This is a genomic window from Saccharicrinis aurantiacus (genome assembly GCF_001660705.2).
GTDB classification, from domain to species: Bacteria; Bacteroidota; Bacteroidia; order Bacteroidales; family Marinilabiliaceae; genus Saccharicrinis; species Saccharicrinis aurantiacus.
Map to the genome: position 1 here is coordinate 219004 of NZ_LYBV02000007.1, position 17459 is coordinate 236462.

Genomic DNA, 17459 nt, shown 5'->3' on the forward strand with positions numbered 1-17459 from the left:
TTCATCGCTAACTTAAAGAGTTTTAATGTTGCTGATATGCTATTTTTTATATTTTTGCTATTCGAAACTAATTATCAAAAATCATGAGCTTGTTACTTTTTATACAATCGGCAGTAACCGAAGGATCAGAAATTGCAGCCGAAGTTGCTGAAAATGAAATCAACTACATTGATATGGCTATAAAAGGAGGTTGGATTATGATACCTCTATTGTTATTATCATTTGTTGCAGTTTATATATTCTTTGAAAGGTATTTTGCTATAAAAAAAGCCGCTACCGAGGATTTAAGCTTCATGAACAAAATTAAAGATTACATATTGGAGGGTAAATTAGATTCGGCATTAAGCCTTTGCGAGCAAGTTGATAACCCGGTTAGCAGAATGATAGCAAAAGGAATTAGTCGTATTGGCCGACCTTTGCAAGATGTGAATACTGCTATTGAGAATGTAGGTAACCTCGAAATTTCTCGATTAGAAAAAGGTCTACCAACTTTAGCAACTGTTGCAGGTGGAGCGCCAATGATTGGCTTTTTAGGTACAGTAATAGGTATGATTAAAGCCTTTTTTGATATGGCCAGTGCAGGTAGTAATATTGATGTAGGAGTATTGTCTTCAGGTATTTATACTGCGATGGTTACTACTGTAGCCGGTTTGGTTGTTGGTATTATAGCTTATTTTGCCTATAACTTTTTAGTAGCTCGTGTAGAAAAAGTAGTGTTTACACTTGAGGCTAGAACCATGGAGTTTATGGATTTATTAAATGAACCAGCAGCATAGTTTATTTGTATTATGGCCTTAAAGCGCAGATCTAAAATAAGTACTAGCTTCAGCATGAGTAGCATGACTGATATTGTATTTCTATTGTTGATATTCTTTATGATTACATCAACAATGGTGCATCCTAATGCCATAAAGTTACTGATACCAAAACAAGCATCGAAAAAAGTAATTGTTGATGAATTTGTAAATATCCGAGTTTCACCGGTAGGTAATTATTATTACAATAATAAGAGGGTAACTCAAACTTCATTAGAAAAAGCGATTATAGATATATCAAATTCGCCCAATAAAACGTTTATAAAGTTAAGAACGGATAGAGGCGCTTCAACAGGTGCTACAGCGCCTATACTTGATGTTGCAGAATCTTATGGTGTTAAAGTAGTTTTGGATATACGATAGTTAGAACTTTTAAAGTAAAAAATAGCATACACGATGGCTTTAAAGCGAAGAAGTAAAGTAGATTCAGGTTTTAGTATGAGTAGTATGACCGATATTGTGTTTTTGTTACTGATATTTTTTATGATTACTTCTACACTCGTAACGCCTCCAGCCAATAAAGATTTAGTATTACCTAAAAGCGATCATCAAGTTTCTGCTAAGCCAAACACGACAATATCTATAAATAAAGATCAGAAATATTTTTTAGCAGGAGAACCCATTCCTTTTTGGAAGATTGAACGCACGCTAAAGGAAATAATGGCTAACGAACCTGAAACCTATATTGCTTTGCATGTAGATGAATCAGTTCCTTTTTCGATAGTGGGGAAAGTAAGAGACATTGCTATTCGTAATAAGTATAAACTTATTTTAGCAACACAACCTAAGTAAGATTAATTATGGAAAAGAAATATAATAAACAAGGAGTTATAGGTTCTGTAATTTTTCATGCCATAATATTGTTAATCTTAATTTTCTTTGGCTTGAAAGCCTTGCCAAACGAAGAGGAAGGTATATTAGTGAACTTAGGTAATGTGCAAACCGGACAGGGTAAGGTAGAGCCTCCCAAAGCCTCTACAACACCATCAACGCCTCCTGTTCAAAAAACAACTCCGCCGCCAAAGCCAGTTGAGGAATCAAGCTCTAAATCGGAAGAGAATGTTAAAACGCAAGATTTTGAAGAAGCTCCTGTGGTAAAAACAAAGGCTCAATTACAGAAAGAAAAAGAAGAAAAGAAAAAGCGCGAGGAAGAGAAAGCCAAGCAGAAGAGAAAGGAAGAAGAAGATCGTAAAAAGAGACTTGAAGAGGAGCGTATTGCTAACGAAAAAGCAATAGCTGAAGCAAAGGCGGCTGAAGAAAAACGATTAAAAGAAGAGGCGGAGCGTAAAAAAAGAGAGGAAGAACAAAGAATAAAAGATGAAGCCCGCAATAATGTGGGGTCTGCTTTTGGTAAATCAAATAGTACAAGTGCATCAGAAGGCGATGCAGGAGGTTCAGGAAATCAAGGGTATGTTACTGGCGATCCTAATTCAAAGAATAGATCAGGCAGTGGTTTAGGGAATTCAGGAACTGGGTTCGATTTAACAGGGCGATCTTTAAAAAGTGACTTGCCTCGACCAGCATATAATATTCAGGAAACAGGTGTTGTAGTTATTGCCATTACAGTAAATAAATACGGTGATGTTATTGGTGCAGAATATCAGTTAAGAGGTTCAGAAGGTTCGCAAAGCCAAGCTTTAAAAGCAGAGGCTATTAAGGCTGCCTTTAAAGCAAAGTTTAGTCAAGATCCAAAATCGCCTATCCAAAAAGGAACTATCACTTATCATTTTGATAACTATTAGAGTTTAGCTTTATGTTTTAACAATAAAGCTAGCTATTTCTACAAATGAGTATAGTATTTCCTCTTGCCTTATTGGCTTTATGTGGGCAAAATAAATGTAATTATATAATGAGAAAATTTTATCTGTTAGTGGTGATGTTTATGGTTGTGAATGTAATTTCAGCACAATCATTTGATGAGAGTAAATTACGTATAGGGGGAGGCTTGGTATACTGTAGTAATGTATCCAACTTAGGGCTTCAATTTAATGGGGTTTATCAGTTTACCAATGAGTGGGAAGGAGCCATAGGCTATAGCCATATATTTGAGAACAATAATTTGAGTTATAATATACTTGAGTTTGATGCACACTATATATTTCACGAACAGGATTCGCGACTAAACTTTTACGGTATAGGTGGTTTGGCATTTACCTTTGTAAAGTATGATTATCCAATATATATAAAACCGGGAGAAGATATTATTCACACTAATTATACTAACTCAACAACAAAGGTGGGTATCAATTTAGGTGTTGGATGTAATTATAAATTAGCAGATAACTTGAATTTAGCATCAGAATTTCGATATACAAGCTCTGATGGTTCCTATGTAAGACTTGGAGCAAGTATTCAGTATATGTTTTAGAGAGTAATATACTATTCAATTGTCACAGCTTTCCTTAAAAGCCTGTGGCAATTTTAAGGAAGTTGGCTTTATCATCATCATTTACTTCTTCAAGTATCGATTGGCCTTTTGCAAAGGTTCGGCTAGTCCAACTCCAGTTTTCAATTATTCTGATTTTGCCATCTATCATTTTCCGAATTTTCGAATGGCATACACCTGTTAATAATTCATTTTTTGAATTAACATGGTGGTACTGCATATCTAATTCTCCGTTACTATCAATAATTCCGCTTAAAAAGCCGGTCTTTATTGGACCTCCAAAGTACTTTGCACTTACTTTATTCCCTTTTTGTTGATAATGGAAGAAAGTTTGATTATTTGTATCTCCGTACGTTGAATTCTCAACAGTAATAAAAACTTTGTTGTTTAGATTAATCATTTTAAATAGGTTAGATTAAAGAATTGAGTGCGAATATATTAATTTATGTTATGTAAATAAAATTATTTTTCAGGTTTTGGCTTATCATTGATTAAAGAAACTACATATAGGATTATCGCGAGCCAAATAATTCCAAATGCGAGGGCTTCATTTAAGTTAAAAGGTTCATCGTATATAAAAATACCAATAAGTAGCATTATTGTTGGGGCGGTATATTGAAAGAAACCAACCGAAATTAAGCTGATTTTTTTAGCTCCTTTCATAAACCAATACAAAGGTAAAATAGTTATGATTCCTGTGCCCAATAGCATTAATAACGATTGAATATCGGTATTAAGCATGTGATTTGAACCATTGCTAAATAAAAAGATTTGGTAACCGAGAGCTATCGGTAAGAGCGCAGTAGTTTCAAAGGCTAATGAGGGTAATGTATCAACAGTAGTAGTTTTCTTTATAAGTCCGTAAATACCAAATGAAAATGCTAGTAATAAGGATATAAGAGGAGGTTTACCCGCTTGTATGGCTAAAAATAAAACGGCCGTAACAGCCAAAATAAGGGCAACAGTTTTTATTGGAGATAATTTTTCCTTCAAAAAAACAATGCCTAAAAATATATTAACCAAAGGAGTAATATAATAGCCCAAGCTGGCTTCAACTATTCTGTTTGCATTTACAGCATAAATAAAAACGCCCCAATTAATACCTATTAAAACTGACGATACAAGTAGTGTATATCTATCTTTCTTATTTTTCCAAATGGTAAGTATGTTATCCTTTTGAAAAAAGAAGGTGATAACACTAAGTATGATGAAGGACCAGATCACTCTGTGCGAAAGTAACTCCCAACTAGGAATATGCTTAAGTGTTTTCCAATATATGGCGAGCACACCCCACATCGCAAACGCTTGAAAAACGTATAGATATCCTCTTAATGAGCTTTTTTTGTTCATTTATTTTAGGGTATAAAAAAACCGGGATATACCCGGTTTAGTATATTTGTTTTAGCTAAAGTTATTTAGCATTTTTTGCTTCAATTATTTTTTGCTCTAACTCTTCCATTAGTTCAGGGTTGTCAGCAATTACATTTTTAACAGCTTCTCTACCTTGCCCTAGTTTTGTTTCGCCATAGCTAAACCATGAGCCACTCTTTTTAATTATTTCTAGGTCAACTCCTAAATCAAGAATCTCACCTACTTTAGAAATTCCTTTTCCATACATTATATCAAACTCAGCTTTTTGGAATGGAGGTGCTACCTTGTTCTTAACAACCTTCACTCTTGTGTGGTTACCAACAACATCTTCACCATCTTTTATTTGTGCAGCACGTCTGATATCTAACCTTAACGAAGCGTAAAACTTAAGTGCATTACCACCAGTTGTGGTTTCAGGGTTACCAAACATAACACCAATTTTTTCTCTTAATTGGTTAATGAATACGCAACAAGTACCTGTTTTGTTAATGCTTGAAGTAAGTTTACGTAATGCCTGACTCATTAAACGAGCTTGTAGTCCCATTCTTGAATCTCCCATTTCACCTTCAATCTCAGCTTTTGGAGTTAAAGCAGCAACCGAGTCAATAATGATAATATCAATGGCAGAAGATCTAATTAACTGGTCAGCAATTTCTAAAGCTTGCTCCCCATTATCCGGTTGAGAAATTAATAAGTTGTCAATATCAACTCCTAATTTTTCAGCATAAAATCGATCAAAAGCATGCTCTGCATCAATAAAAGCAGCAATACCTCCGGCTTTTTGGGCCTCAGCAATTGCATGTATTGCTAAAGTAGTTTTACCAGATGATTCAGGGCCATATATTTCAATAACTCTACCTTTAGGAAAACCACCTACTCCCAAGGCCATATCAAGCGATAAAGACCCAGTTGAAATAACAGGGATGTCTTCAATATTTTCTTCGCCTAATTTCATTATTGTTCCTTTACCATAAGATTTGTCAATCTTATCCATGGTAAGTTGCAACGCTTTTAATTTTTCCTTGTTAATTTCTTGTTTATCTGCCATTTTTATGCTTTGAAATGATATTTAAATAAGGTTTAATTCTTTGTAAATCTGATTGGTGTGATCTTTTGTTTTTACTTTTTCAATAATCTTTTCGATGATGCCATCTTCATTAATGATAAAAGTTTTTCTGATAACACCCATGTATTCTCTGCCATACATTTTCTTTAAGCCCCAAGCATTGTATTGCTCAAGAATTACTTTCTCTGTATCTGCAATTAAATTGAATTGGAAGTCAAATTTAGCAATAAACTTCAGGTGCGAAGCTGCACTATCTGGGCTTACTCCAACTACCTCGAAACCTTTACTGGTTAAATCAGCATAATTGTCATTTAAATTACACGATTCAGCAGTACAGCCAGGGGTGTTATCCTTAGGGTAGAAGTATAAAATAACTTTTTTACCCGTAAAATCAGCTAAAGAAATTTCTTTCCCATCTTGGTTTAATCCTTGAAAATTAGGTGCTTTATCACCTTCTTTTAATATGCTCATCTTGTTTTTATTATTGGTTACAAATATATTCTTTAAAAAACGATATTGGCCTTACTTGGTTCAAAATTATTTTGTGTTGGCTAATTCCGTTTACAATAGCGAGTTTCTTTTACTATTACTTCTATTGTTTAGCTTATATTTTTACTTTTGACAAAAAATATATTGTCAACAATGATTAAAGTGAAAAACATTTATACGAAGAGTTTACTTTTCGCAATCATAATATTTGGCGTTGGAACTTCAATCCTAAATGCTCAACAAAAAACATACACATCAAAAGAAGCCTTAAAAATATTCAATTCAGGTAATTATATCGAGGCGGAGGAAGCCTATTCTTATCTTTTAAATCAGACTCCTCGCGATGCCAGTTATAATTTTTACATGGGCATATGTCAGTTAAACAATAAGAGCGATATTTCAGGAGCCATAAAAAAGCTGAATTACGCAAGGGTAAAAAAAGTTAGTCGTAATGTATACTATTATTTAGGAAAAGCACAGCGTGCAAACTTCCGATTTGATGAGGCCATACGCAACTTTTCGATGTATCTTAAATATGCTTCTAAATCAGATAAGCGAGTAGAGGAAACTAAAAACCTAATAGAGGAGTGTAGAACCGCACAGCGATTATCAGCAAAAATATATGAGCTTTCTGTTTTAGATAAAAGCATATCTCATAAAGACAGTATTTTAGAGCTGTATTATCCATCTCCAGATGTGGGTAGTGTTATGTTGAATCAGGAGTTTTTTGACTCCGGTGTAAAACCAAATGTAACCTTGTTTTTAACGGAACGAAAGGATATTGTTTATTTTACTTCAGAATCTGAAACGGATAGTTTGGATATTTTTAAAATGGAAAAACTAATTGATGGGTGGGGTAGTAAAACAGACCTGAAAAACCCTGTTAATACAGAGTTTAATGATGCGTATCCTTTTATTGAAACGGATGGTGTAACATTATATTTTGCTTCTGATCGTCCTGGAGGTTTTGGAGGTTATGATATTTATAAAACCTATTTTGATGTTGAAACACAAAGTTACGTGGAACCAATAAATTTAGGTGTACCGTTTAATTCTTCAGAAGACGATTTTTTATTTGTAGCTGATGAATTCAATGGGGTAGCATGGTTTGCATCCAATAGAGAAACGAATGGTGATGATGTAATGGTGTACTCCGTTAAGTGGGATGGCTCACAAGTACGCAATATGGCACAAGATGCCAACCAAATATCTGTTGCCGGACAACTATTGCTTGCAGGTGAGCAAGAAGAAAATAGTAATGTTGGTTTTACATATAGTGAAAAGAAGAAACGAGTTAGCGTTAAGGCCGAATTTGAGTTTGCGATTAACGATACACTAACATATTTAAATTTTGAAGATTTCTTAAGCGATGAAGCTTTAGCTTTGTTTAGAGTGAGTTATAAGAAGCAATTGGAGAAGGATGAATTATCTACTTTAATGACTGCTAAAAGAAAAGAATATGCCGTTACCAATTCGGCAGAAGAACAAAATGCCCTTGTTAATGAAATTATTAAACTTGAAACCGAAGTATATAATATTGACGACTTCATAAAGGAGCAGAATATTAAAGTACGCTATATAGAACTACAAGAAATTAAGAAACAGATTTCTAATGGTACCTATCAGCCAAATTCATCAAGTCAACCAAGTGGAATTGTTGAAGAAGCTTTAACGGTTCCTGCAAAATATAATTATTTAGTATCTGATGAGTTCGAACAGCAAGCACTGAAGTTGAAAGATATGTACGTATCCCTATTCTCGGCATCTGATATTGAGGAGCTAAAAATGGCTGATTCATTATATGTTTGGGCAAGCCTTTTACATATGGAGGCTTCAAATATTCTTGCAGAATCAGCTAGTTCACAAGAAGAACGAACGATTCAGGTTAGTAATATCCTAAAGAAAGATGCAGTGCAAGAAACTTCAGAAAGTGGTGAACTTATACAAGAATCTAAATTTCTAGCTACACTATCTACTAAATTATATCATAAGTCTTTCGATAAAAAATATCCAATATATTGGTTAAAGTTGAATGGGATTATTGAAAAAGAAGGAAATAGTCAAGCAGAAGTGGTTGGATTTGCATCAAAAGGAAATGCATATTTTAACGAGGCCAATAATATTCTTTCAAAGGCTGGGGGCGTAACTATCGAGGAATATCAAAAAGTTGCCGCTATCAAAAAAGCTGGGGTTGAAAGTCAAGAAAAGGCATTGATAACTTATGCTCAAAATAATAGCAAAGTTATTGAACAACAAGAAGAGCCTAAGGGTAGTATACAAAAATCGTATAGCGAATTACAAAAAGGAGATGAAGCCATCCCAAAAGCTCAGGTTGTTAAAGATAAACCACTTGTAGATAAGGGAGAATATAGAATTCAGATTGGTGTTTTTAGAAATTCGCCAAATGCCGATTCTCTTGCAAAAATACCACCTATCACAACATTAGAAATAGAAGGTAAAGATCTTACCAAATATATGGCTGGTCACTATAATAGCATTGAAGAAGCAACCAATGCAATTGAGAGTATTGAAGCAGCCGGTTTTAATGGTGCTTATGTAGTATTTGTTAAGGATGGTGTAGTATCTAAACCTTAATTAAGAAATCATTAATTATTTATAAGCTATATCGGTTCATTTCAATTAAAAAGAATTATTTTGTAGCGTTAATATATTCAAATGGAACCATTCAACGACGAAGAAAAACAAGAACCTGTTATGGGGGATACCAATCAAAATGCTTTATTACTAATCAATGATGATGTAAATAGCTTTGATGATGTAATTGATGCTTTATGTGAAGTATGTGATCATAACATAGAACAAGCAGAACAGTGTGCTTTAATAGTGCATAATAAAGGCGAATATAGAGTAATGTCTGGTTCATTAGATGAATTGATATCTATAAAGCATACGCTCGAATCAAAGAACCTTAATGTAAAAATAGAAGCACTATGACAACCTTAATGATTGTACTCCTAATCCTATTAGGGTTATTTTTATTGATACTAGAATTTTTCGTTTTCCCAGGTGTATCATTTGCTGGTATTGGAGGCGTTTTATTTATTGGAGTTGGTGTTTTTTTAGGATACAAGGAATTTGGTACTGTTGGAGGACACATTGTACTTTCAGCTACATTAATAGCAAGTGTTTTAGTTGTTGTTGGCGCATTGCGCTCTGGAACATGGAATAAAATGATGCTAACTTCTTCAGTTGAAGGTACAGTTGAAAATAAACAAGAACTAGATATTAATATTGGTGACGAAGCGCAAGCAATTACTCGACTAAACCCAACGGGTAAAGCAATGGTTAATAATAATATTATTGAAGCCCACTGCCCAGGTCATTTTATCGACGAGAACACCACCTTAATTGTAACTAAGATTTTTAAGACCCATATAATTGTTAAACCAAAAAAATAAAAGAGAATGGAAGGCATTGGATTTATAGGCATGTTGGCAGGAATAGTTGTCCTGTTTTTCTTGTTTTTATATTATGTACCTGTAATGTTATGGTTTTCAGCCATAGTTTCTGGGGTTAAAATTTCATTGGTGCAACTGGTATTGATGAGAATACGTAAAGTACCACCGTCAATTATTGTGAGTGCACTTATCGAAGCACATAAGGCAGATATTAAAGAAGTAGATGCAGAACAGTTGGAGACGCATTTCTTGGCAGGAGGACACGTTACAAGTGTTGTTCATGCATTAGTATCGGCAGCGAAGGCTAATATTGATTTGTCATTTCAAATGGCAACAGCTATTGATTTGGCTGGTCGTGATGTATTCGAAGCTGTACAAATGTCGGTTAACCCTAAGGTAATTGATACACCTCCTGTAGCCGCAGTTGCTAAAGATGGTATTCAGTTAATTGCTAAGGCAAGAGTTACCGTAAGAGCCAGTATTAAGCAATTAGTTGGTGGTGCCGGTGAAGAAACTGTTTTGGCACGTGTAGGTGAGGGTATTGTATCTTCAATTGGTTCATCAGCATCTCATAAAGCTGTTTTAGAGAATCCAGATTCGATTTCTAAAGTGGTATTAGAAAAAGGTTTAGATGCCGGTACAGCATTTGAAATATTATCTATTGATATTGCAGATGTTGATATAGGTAAAAACATTGGTGCTGTATTACAAATAGATCAAGCTGAAGCTGATAAAAATATCGCGCAAGCGAAAGCAGAGGAACGTAGAGCTATGGCTGTTGCCGAAGAGCAAGAAATGAAGGCAAAAGCACAGGAAGCTAGGGCAAAAGTAATTGAGGCTGAGGCTGAGGTTCCATTAGCAATGGCAGAGTCGTTTAGAAGCGGTAATTTAGGTATTATGGATTACTATAAAATGAAGAATATTGAAGCGGATACTTCAATGAGAGATTCAATTTCTAAATCTTCTCCGGATAAGCCAAAAAAGTAAAGTAAAGAATTAGAATAGCTGATGGGTCTGCAATATTTGTAGACCCATTTTTTTTGAAATAATAATTTAAAATTCTTAATCTTTATTTGTTATTGATATGTAATATCTTAGCCTATTTGGGGCTAATTTAGCTTAGAAAAAAGTTGATTTTTTTTACACAAGGGTATTGCAGGCTTAAAACATTTATCTATATTTGCACCCGCAATAACGAAATAAGTATTGCAAACAGGGTCTGAAAAGTTAGACTTTATAAGACACCAGGAGAGGTGGGTGAGTGGCTGAAACCACATGTTTGCTAAACATGCGTACTGGGAAACTGGTACCGGGGGTTCGAATCCCCCTCTCTCCGCTTTTTTCTAATGAAGATTTTTCGGGGTGTAGCGCAGTCCGGTTAGCGCACCTGGTTTGGGACCAGGGGGTCGGGAGTTCGAATCTCTCCACCCCGACGAAAGACTTCAATCAAACAGAAAAATATAAAACACTTTTCGGGGTGTAGCGCAGTCCGGTTAGCGCACCTGGTTTGGGACCAGGGGGTCGGGAGTTCGAATCTCTCCACCCCGACGAAAAGTTAGAAAGCAGTTTCATTAATTTGAAGCTGCTTTTTTTGTTTTTATAAAGTTGAATAATCTTCCTCAATTAGAGAGTACTTCTAAAATATTTCAACACCGTAACCATTACTTTCAAATTAGTAACATCTGATTATTTGTATCATTTTGTGACCTTATATTGCATCTGAAAATTTTAAATATAAAATCAGATGAAATATAGCTTTGTATTACTGTGTTTAAATATTCCTCTTCTTTTTAATGCAATTTGGAGCTTCTCACCAATATTAGCACAATATCATCTTTCAGATCAGAGTAGTAGGTTACGACAATATTCTGGTACTTGGAATAGTTCAATACACCCAAATATAGATAGTGTTTCAGTTAAGCCAAGTATAAGGATGTTTAATAATGTGAGGGGGGATAGTAAGTCCTTATTTGTTGAAGTAGAACAATTGAAAGATTCTCTATATCAAAACCTATTGGTTGAAATGATTAGTTACGATAAAAACTCAGATACTATTATTGCTTTGGGGCAGCGGTCTGATGGAAGTTGCTTTATAGGCAAAGGAAAATATACTTCAGAAATAGATTGGGTGATGTTTGATAAAGACCTATTGGGTAATGACGTAATGAACGTAAGTTTTAAATTCAATAGCTATACCGATGTTTTGGTTCAGGGTTTTAACAATGAACAAAAAAGACTGTGGCAAACACGTTATATCAAACAAAACCCGAAGGATAAAAAAATAGGAGTTCAATTAGTTTCAGTACATGATGAGATGTTACATGATGCGGAAAATACATTGTTACAATTGAGCAGAATGGGATACAGCTATGTAGAAACTTTTGTTTATAAAGAAGGGATGTTCTACGGTATGTCCCCCAATCATTTTAAAGAGAAAGTTGAGAGTGTAGGAATGGAATTTGTTGGTTCAATGACTTTTAAGGATCTGCCTACGGATGGGGCCTGGAAATCAACAATGGATTGGTGGTTGAAATGTATACAAGATCACAAAGAGGCTGGGGTTAAGTATATATCAACCTCAAATAACCAATTAAAACAAGTTAGTACTCAGGAAGAACTACAGCTTTTTTGCGATTATTACAATGCTATCGGTGATATGTGTAAGAAGAATGGAATTCAGTTTGTTTTCCACAATCATTCCGATGAGTTTAGGTATGTTGAAGGTGTTTGTATCTATAATTATTTTCTAGAGCATACCAATCCTGAATTGGTAGCTTTTCAGCCTGATTTATATTGGATGCATATCGGTGGAGCCAATCCCGTTAATTACTTTCACCAGTACCCTGGACGCTTTTTTAGTTGGCATATAAAAGATCATAAAGAGTTAGGAGAGAGTGATAAGATTCCATTTGGAGAGTATGTTGAATATGCAGAGAAGTCTGGTGTGCAATATATAATTGCAGAGGTTGAAGATTATAGTTATCCGCCACTTTATAGTACCTCATTGGCATGGGAATATATATACCATACTTTATTAAATAACTAGATAAATTTGAAGCAATGAAATATCTAGTACTTATTTTTATCATTGCAATGCCCACTTTCATAAATGCACAGGATCAATTTAAACTCTTACTTTATACCCAACCAGATCGGTGGCACTCAGAGAGTATCCCTGCTGCAGTAGAAGCTTTTAAATTGTTATCAAAGAAGCATCAATTTCAATTGTTTTGGGCTGATGAACCAGCTAAGTTAATGGACTATTTAGGAGAGGTGTCTGTGGTTGTTTTCGTCAATTCAAATACAGATTTATTAAATACAGAGCAAATTCATCAATTCAGGGAATTTATTAATAAAGGAGTAGGTTTTGTGGGGATCCACAGTACTTCGGATAGTAAGGTGAAGAACAAGTGGTTTACACAACTAATAGGCGGTTCATTTACTGATCATCCTAGGTTTCAATCGGCAAATGTTGATGTACATAACGACAACTTTCCTGCAGTGTTGCATTTACCGAAAAGATTTGTTTGGAGTGATGAATGGTATAATTTTGATGAATTCCATCCTGATAAAGTAAATGTGGTTTTAACTGTTGATGAAGGTTCTTACAATTACACTTTAGGTTATGATGATATCCCATTAAAAGGAATGGGCAAAAGCCACCCTGTTGCTTGGTATCATCAGTTTGATGGAGCTAGGGTTTTTTATACCGCCCTCGGTCATAAGCCCGAGAGTTACAAAAATGATGATTTTATGAAAATGATATTTGGCGGTATTTATTGGGTTTTGCAACCTTAATCATTTGTAAAATCAAGGCTATCTAGGTTGTTAGATTGCTTATTTTGTAAAGCAACGTATTCCTTAGGAGATACGCCATAGTATGCCTTGAATGAAGATGAAAAGTGTGATAAACTTGAAAAACCAATGGCATAGGCCACCTCGCTTACATTCATTTTTTTATTGGTTAAAATGTACGAGGCTTGTTTCATTCTGATGTTTCGTATTAGATCACGAGCAGATTGGTTGGTTAATTCTTTTAGTTTACGATGTAAGTGTACACGGCTAATGCCCACGCTATCAGCTAACATTTCAACATTAAGTTCACTATTTGAGATATTATCTTTTATGATGGTCATTATTTTTTGCATTAAAATTTCATCGTGAGTTTTAATATTGGGAGCTTCAACCGTATACTGTTCTGCTTTTTTCTCAATTTTAGTTGCTATGCGTCTTCTGTTTTCAAGTAAGTTAGTTAACGATTTTTTTAAAAATGAAGTGTTAAAAGGTTTACTCAAATACATATCGGCACCGGTTTCAATACCTTCAGCTTTATCCTCTTCTTTGGTTAAGGCGGTTAGCAGAATAATAGGTATGTGACTCGTATCGATATTGTTTTTTACCTTTTTACAAAAGCTAATGCCATCCATCTCAGGCATCATTATATCACTAATTATAATATCTGGTTTATCGTTTAATATATTGATGTGCGCTTGTTTCCCATTTTCGTATGCAATTACGGTATATCGTTCAGAAAACTCATTAATTAGGTAGTTTCTAATCTCCAATTCATCTTCCACAATCATTAATTTGTAATTCGTTTTAGCTTTGGTATCGCTGGTGCTGTCATCAACAAGTTCGCTAGGCTTATGTTGGTGTATGGGAGCTGGAATTATATTTTCATCAATAAGTAAATCTTTTTTGGGTAAATGTGCATTGCCCAATGGAATTTCTATAATAAATTCAGAACCGATATTATTTTCACCATTCTGCATGTAAAGTCTACCTTTGTGCAGCTCAACCAATGATCTGGAAAGGTGCAGCCCTATGCCTGTGCCCGCATTATTACGGGTTTCTTTCGAATCAACCTGGTAGAATCGCTCAAATATTTTTTCATGTTGAGATTTATTTATCCCAATACCATTGTCGAGTATCGATATTTTTGCAAAGCTTCTTTCGTTTGCTTTAAATTGCGAAATTGTTAGACTTATCTTACCATCGTTGGGGGTAAATTTAAAGGCATTTGAGAGCAGGTTAATGATTACTTTTTCAAAATTAAGAGGATCAATCCAAACCTCAATATTTTCAGAATCGTTCAATACCAACAATTTAATATTCTTACTCGTTGCTAAATAATTGTAGGAAGATGTAATATTTTCGATGTAAGTTTTTAATTCTGTTTTTTGAAACTTAGTGAGCATTTGCGATTTATCCAATTTTCTAACATCAAGCAATTGATTTATCAAACGAAGAATACGATTTGAATTTTGCTGCATAATACTATAAAGTCGCATAGTTTCTGCATTGCTTTTTTGCGCTAATAATTTATCTAAAGGATCAATAATTAAGCTTAAGGGCGTGCGTATTTCATGTGACACATTAATGAAAAACTGCATTTTTTTATCATTCAATTTTTCAATCTCGATGTGTCTAAATTTGTCTTTATACAAACCAATAATCAACCACAAAAGCGTTGCTGTTATTACAAACCATAATAGTTTTGCCCAAGTAGTTTTGTACCATGGGGGATGAATTATAATGGTAAGTGCCCGAGGCTCAGAGTAAGCATCTTTGTTAATACTGCGCACTTTAAAAATATAGGTATTGTGTGGTAAATTAGTATAGCTTGCTTTTCTACTTTGTGCATCACTTTGGTTCCATACCTTATCAAATCCTTCCATCATATATTCATATGATATACTTGATTGGCCGGCTAAGTTTTCAGAGGTAAATTCTATGGAAAATATATTATCCTTTTCATTTAAATGGATGGTGTCTTCTAATATGATAGATTCTGATAGAATTTTGTATTTGCCTGATTTGTCTCCAATATTAACCGCTTTATTGTTTTTATTAAAATCGGTTAAAATCACATTAGGGGCTTTGTTTTTATAGGTGTTATAATCTTTCTTAATCTCGGTAATGCCGTTAATTCCTCCAAAAAACAATTCGTTTATTGCTGTTTTGTATACGGCATTTCTAGAGAATTCGTTGGACTGTAAACCGTCAGAAGCATAATAATTCACAAATGCTTCTTTGCCAGTATCCAACCTACTCAAACCTTTGTGCGTACTCATCCAAAGCTGAAAATATTCATCTTCTTCTATGGCACATATTACATTGCTAGCAAGGCCATCATTGGTAGTGTAGGTTTTACAATCTAAAGTATTCGGATTAATTTTTACCAAACCGCCATAAGTACCCGTCCAAATATTTCCTTTGTAATCCTCCTTAATACAATAAACCACATTGTTGGGTATGTTTTCATTATCCACATTAAAAAACGTGGCCTTATCGGTTTTGGGTTCTACTAATACTAAGCCATCATATGTGCCAACCCAAAAACGACCTTTATTATCAAGATGTACATCGTTTACCCATTTGGGTATAATATTATTTAGAGAGTCAGATACAGGAAGCTTATTTGTGAATGTTTCATTTTTAGGATTGAAGTTTATAACGCCAGCGCCAAAAGTTGCCAACCAAAAGTCCTCATTATTTCCATCTTTTATTACGGTTATAATGTCAGCTGGTATACTTTTAGGATTATTTGTATCGTGCTTAAAATATTTGGTTTGTTTTGTTTCCTTATTAAGTCTTATTAGACCACTAGAATAGGTTCCTATCCAAAGGTATTTTGCTGCATCTTTAAAACTAAAAATGTTATTGCCCTCAAGCTTACCTTTATTTCTTAATAGTATATTGGTTACTTTCTCTTTGGTTAAATCGTAATGGTAAACACCGTCGCCATCTGTTCCAATCCAAATGTTGTTTTTGTCTCCCGTAATTGCCGAAATGCAATTTGAACCAATACTGTTCTCCCCAAACGCTTTATAGCCATAATTACTAAAAATATTCTGAGACTCAGGAAATAGAAATAAACCCTTTTGAAAAATAGCAGTCCAAATATTGCCGTTGTTATCTTCTAATATGCTATGAACTTTACTTTTTGAGAAGTCGAATGGCGAACTAGGTGGCGAGTAGGGTACTAGCTTATTGTTTTTATAATTTAGATGGTATAAACCCATTCCGTCACTAGCTACCCATAACTGATTTTTCGAGTCCCGGTAAACCGTTTTTACCGCTATGTCCGATGCTTTATCTAAATATTGAACTGTTAAGTTTTGCTTATCTATTTTAAGTAATCCGTTCTTTAAACTTCCTGCATATATATTGCCATCCTCACCTTCGCATATAGATGTGATATCATGCTTTAAAACTTTACCAGAATATTTATCCACAACGGTACCGTTCTCATCGGTTTTCGGATTAAAATAAACAAGACCATCATTATCTGTTCCTATCCATAATATACCTTCACTATCTTCGAATAATGAGCGCATTAATAGACTAGGAAAACGGTTGTTAAATCGAGTAGAATATCTAGGTCGCCCCAACTGAGTGGGTATTCTAATTAAACCATATCCTGAAGTAGCAATCCAAATATCTTGTGTTTCACTTATAATGATATCGGTAATAAATGGATGTATTTGTTGGTCATCAATATAAATTTTTACTTCAGAAAAAGATTGGTTGAGATGATTGTATTTTAATAGACCATTAAATAAGCCTACCCACAAATTTCCCTTTGTATCCTCTTTAACTTTTGTGATATAGTTGGCTTTTAGATTATTGCTCTCTTTAGTGAAGGTTGTGAATTTAATACCATCAAATCTATTTAATCCATCTTCAGTGGCTATCCAAATAAATCCTAAATGATCTTGATGAATATCGTTTATTAAACTATTTGATAAGCCCTGATTGTAATCAAAAAAACGCTTATTCTGACTCGTAATTGAGCAGGTAAAAAATAGACTAATGATTATGAATATAGATTTTAAGTGCAAGCGCATAGGTAGCGTTTTTTGTTAACGAATCTAAAATATAAAAAAACGCTTGGTTTGAGATTTTTAATT

General features: G+C 34.3%; 16 protein-coding genes and 3 tRNA genes. 14 read left to right on the plus strand and 5 right to left on the minus strand.

The genetic code is table 11. The features are described 5' to 3' along the window. The first annotated feature begins 83 nt into the window (after window positions 1-83). The 5 genes from A8B35_RS03380 (at window position 84) to A8B35_RS03400 (ending at window position 3183) form a co-directional block, all read left to right on the plus strand. The gene (locus A8B35_RS03380) at window positions 84-776 is read left to right on the plus strand and encodes a MotA/TolQ/ExbB proton channel family protein (protein ID WP_075601997.1); all 693 of its coding nucleotides are present in this window, start codon (window positions 84-86) and stop codon (window positions 774-776) included. A gap of 54 nt (window positions 777-830) precedes the next feature. Beyond that, window positions 831-1178, plus strand: coding sequence for an ExbD/TolR family protein (locus A8B35_RS03385; RefSeq protein ID WP_222844089.1), 348 nt, complete (start codon window positions 831-833; stop codon window positions 1176-1178). 33 nt (window positions 1179-1211) lie between these two features. Beyond that, entirely contained in the window at window positions 1212-1607 is a 396-nt protein-coding gene (locus A8B35_RS03390) for an ExbD/TolR family protein (RefSeq protein WP_075601999.1), read from the plus strand. Between the two features lie 8 nt (window positions 1608-1615). Then, window positions 1616-2557 (plus strand): TonB family protein, encoded by a 942-nt coding sequence (locus A8B35_RS03395; protein WP_075602000.1) that lies wholly within the window; start codon window positions 1616-1618, stop codon window positions 2555-2557. Window positions 2558-2664: 107 nt separating this feature from the next. Beyond that, window positions 2665-3183 carry an outer membrane protein gene (locus A8B35_RS03400; protein WP_171973150.1) on the plus strand — a complete coding sequence of 173 codons (519 nt, stop codon included), beginning with the start codon at window positions 2665-2667 and terminating at the stop codon, window positions 3181-3183. A gap of 34 nt (window positions 3184-3217) precedes the next feature. Here A8B35_RS03400 and A8B35_RS03405 read toward each other — a convergent pair whose 3' ends face one another. The 4 genes from A8B35_RS03405 to bcp all read right to left on the minus strand — a co-directional run bounded on the left by A8B35_RS03405 (window position 3218) and on the right by bcp (window position 6109). Further along, window positions 3218-3601, minus strand: coding sequence for a hypothetical protein (locus tag A8B35_RS03405; protein WP_075602002.1), 384 nt, complete (start codon window positions 3599-3601; stop codon window positions 3218-3220). Window positions 3602-3663: 62 nt separating this feature from the next. Then, the gene (gene rarD, locus A8B35_RS03410) at window positions 3664-4551 is read right to left on the minus strand and encodes an EamA family transporter RarD (RefSeq protein WP_075602003.1); all 888 of its coding nucleotides are present in this window, start codon (window positions 4549-4551) and stop codon (window positions 3664-3666) included. A gap of 61 nt (window positions 4552-4612) precedes the next feature. Further along, entirely contained in the window at window positions 4613-5620 is a 1008-nt protein-coding gene (gene recA / locus A8B35_RS03415; protein WP_075602004.1) for a recombinase RecA, read from the minus strand. 21 nt (window positions 5621-5641) lie between these two features. Beyond that, window positions 5642-6109 (minus strand): thioredoxin-dependent thiol peroxidase, encoded by a 468-nt coding sequence (bcp, locus tag A8B35_RS03420; RefSeq protein ID WP_075602005.1) that lies wholly within the window; start codon window positions 6107-6109, stop codon window positions 5642-5644. A gap of 171 nt (window positions 6110-6280) precedes the next feature. On the opposite strand from bcp, the gene A8B35_RS03425 reads away from it, so the two are divergent. The 9 genes from A8B35_RS03425 to A8B35_RS03465 all read left to right on the plus strand — a co-directional run bounded on the left by A8B35_RS03425 (window position 6281) and on the right by A8B35_RS03465 (window position 13344). Next, the gene (locus tag A8B35_RS03425; RefSeq protein ID WP_075602006.1) at window positions 6281-8722 is read left to right on the plus strand and encodes an SPOR domain-containing protein; all 2442 of its coding nucleotides are present in this window, start codon (window positions 6281-6283) and stop codon (window positions 8720-8722) included. A gap of 81 nt (window positions 8723-8803) precedes the next feature. Then, window positions 8804-9082, plus strand: coding sequence for an ATP-dependent Clp protease adaptor ClpS (locus A8B35_RS03430; protein WP_075602007.1), 279 nt, complete (start codon window positions 8804-8806; stop codon window positions 9080-9082). After that, window positions 9079-9546 carry an NfeD family protein gene (locus A8B35_RS03435; RefSeq protein ID WP_075602008.1) on the plus strand — a complete coding sequence of 156 codons (468 nt, stop codon included), beginning with the start codon at window positions 9079-9081 and terminating at the stop codon, window positions 9544-9546. The genes A8B35_RS03430 and A8B35_RS03435 overlap by 4 nt, the downstream gene beginning before the upstream one ends. Before the next feature lie 6 nt (window positions 9547-9552). Next, complete coding sequence (gene floA, locus A8B35_RS03440; protein WP_075602009.1) at window positions 9553-10533, plus strand: flotillin-like protein FloA; 981 nt, start codon at window positions 9553-9555, stop codon at window positions 10531-10533. Window positions 10534-10793: 260 nt separating this feature from the next. After that, window positions 10794-10882 (plus strand) — tRNA-Ser (locus A8B35_RS03445). 22 nt (window positions 10883-10904) lie between these two features. After that, window positions 10905-10979, plus strand: a tRNA-Pro gene (locus A8B35_RS03450). Window positions 10980-11019: 40 nt separating this feature from the next. After that, window positions 11020-11094 (plus strand) — tRNA-Pro (locus tag A8B35_RS03455). Window positions 11095-11290: 196 nt separating this feature from the next. After that, window positions 11291-12592 carry a sugar phosphate isomerase/epimerase family protein gene (locus A8B35_RS03460; protein WP_075602010.1) on the plus strand — a complete coding sequence of 434 codons (1302 nt, stop codon included), beginning with the start codon at window positions 11291-11293 and terminating at the stop codon, window positions 12590-12592. A 14-nt stretch (window positions 12593-12606) separates the two neighbouring features. Then, window positions 12607-13344, plus strand: a complete 738-nt coding sequence (locus A8B35_RS03465) for a ThuA domain-containing protein (RefSeq protein WP_075602011.1) — start codon at window positions 12607-12609, stop codon at window positions 13342-13344. Here A8B35_RS03465 and A8B35_RS03470 read toward each other — a convergent pair. Next, window positions 13341-17396 (minus strand): hybrid sensor histidine kinase/response regulator, encoded by a 4056-nt coding sequence (locus A8B35_RS03470; protein WP_075602012.1) that lies wholly within the window; start codon window positions 17394-17396, stop codon window positions 13341-13343. The two genes, A8B35_RS03465 and A8B35_RS03470, sit on opposite strands and share 4 nt — an antisense overlap. Window positions 17397-17459 lie beyond the last annotated feature (63 nt).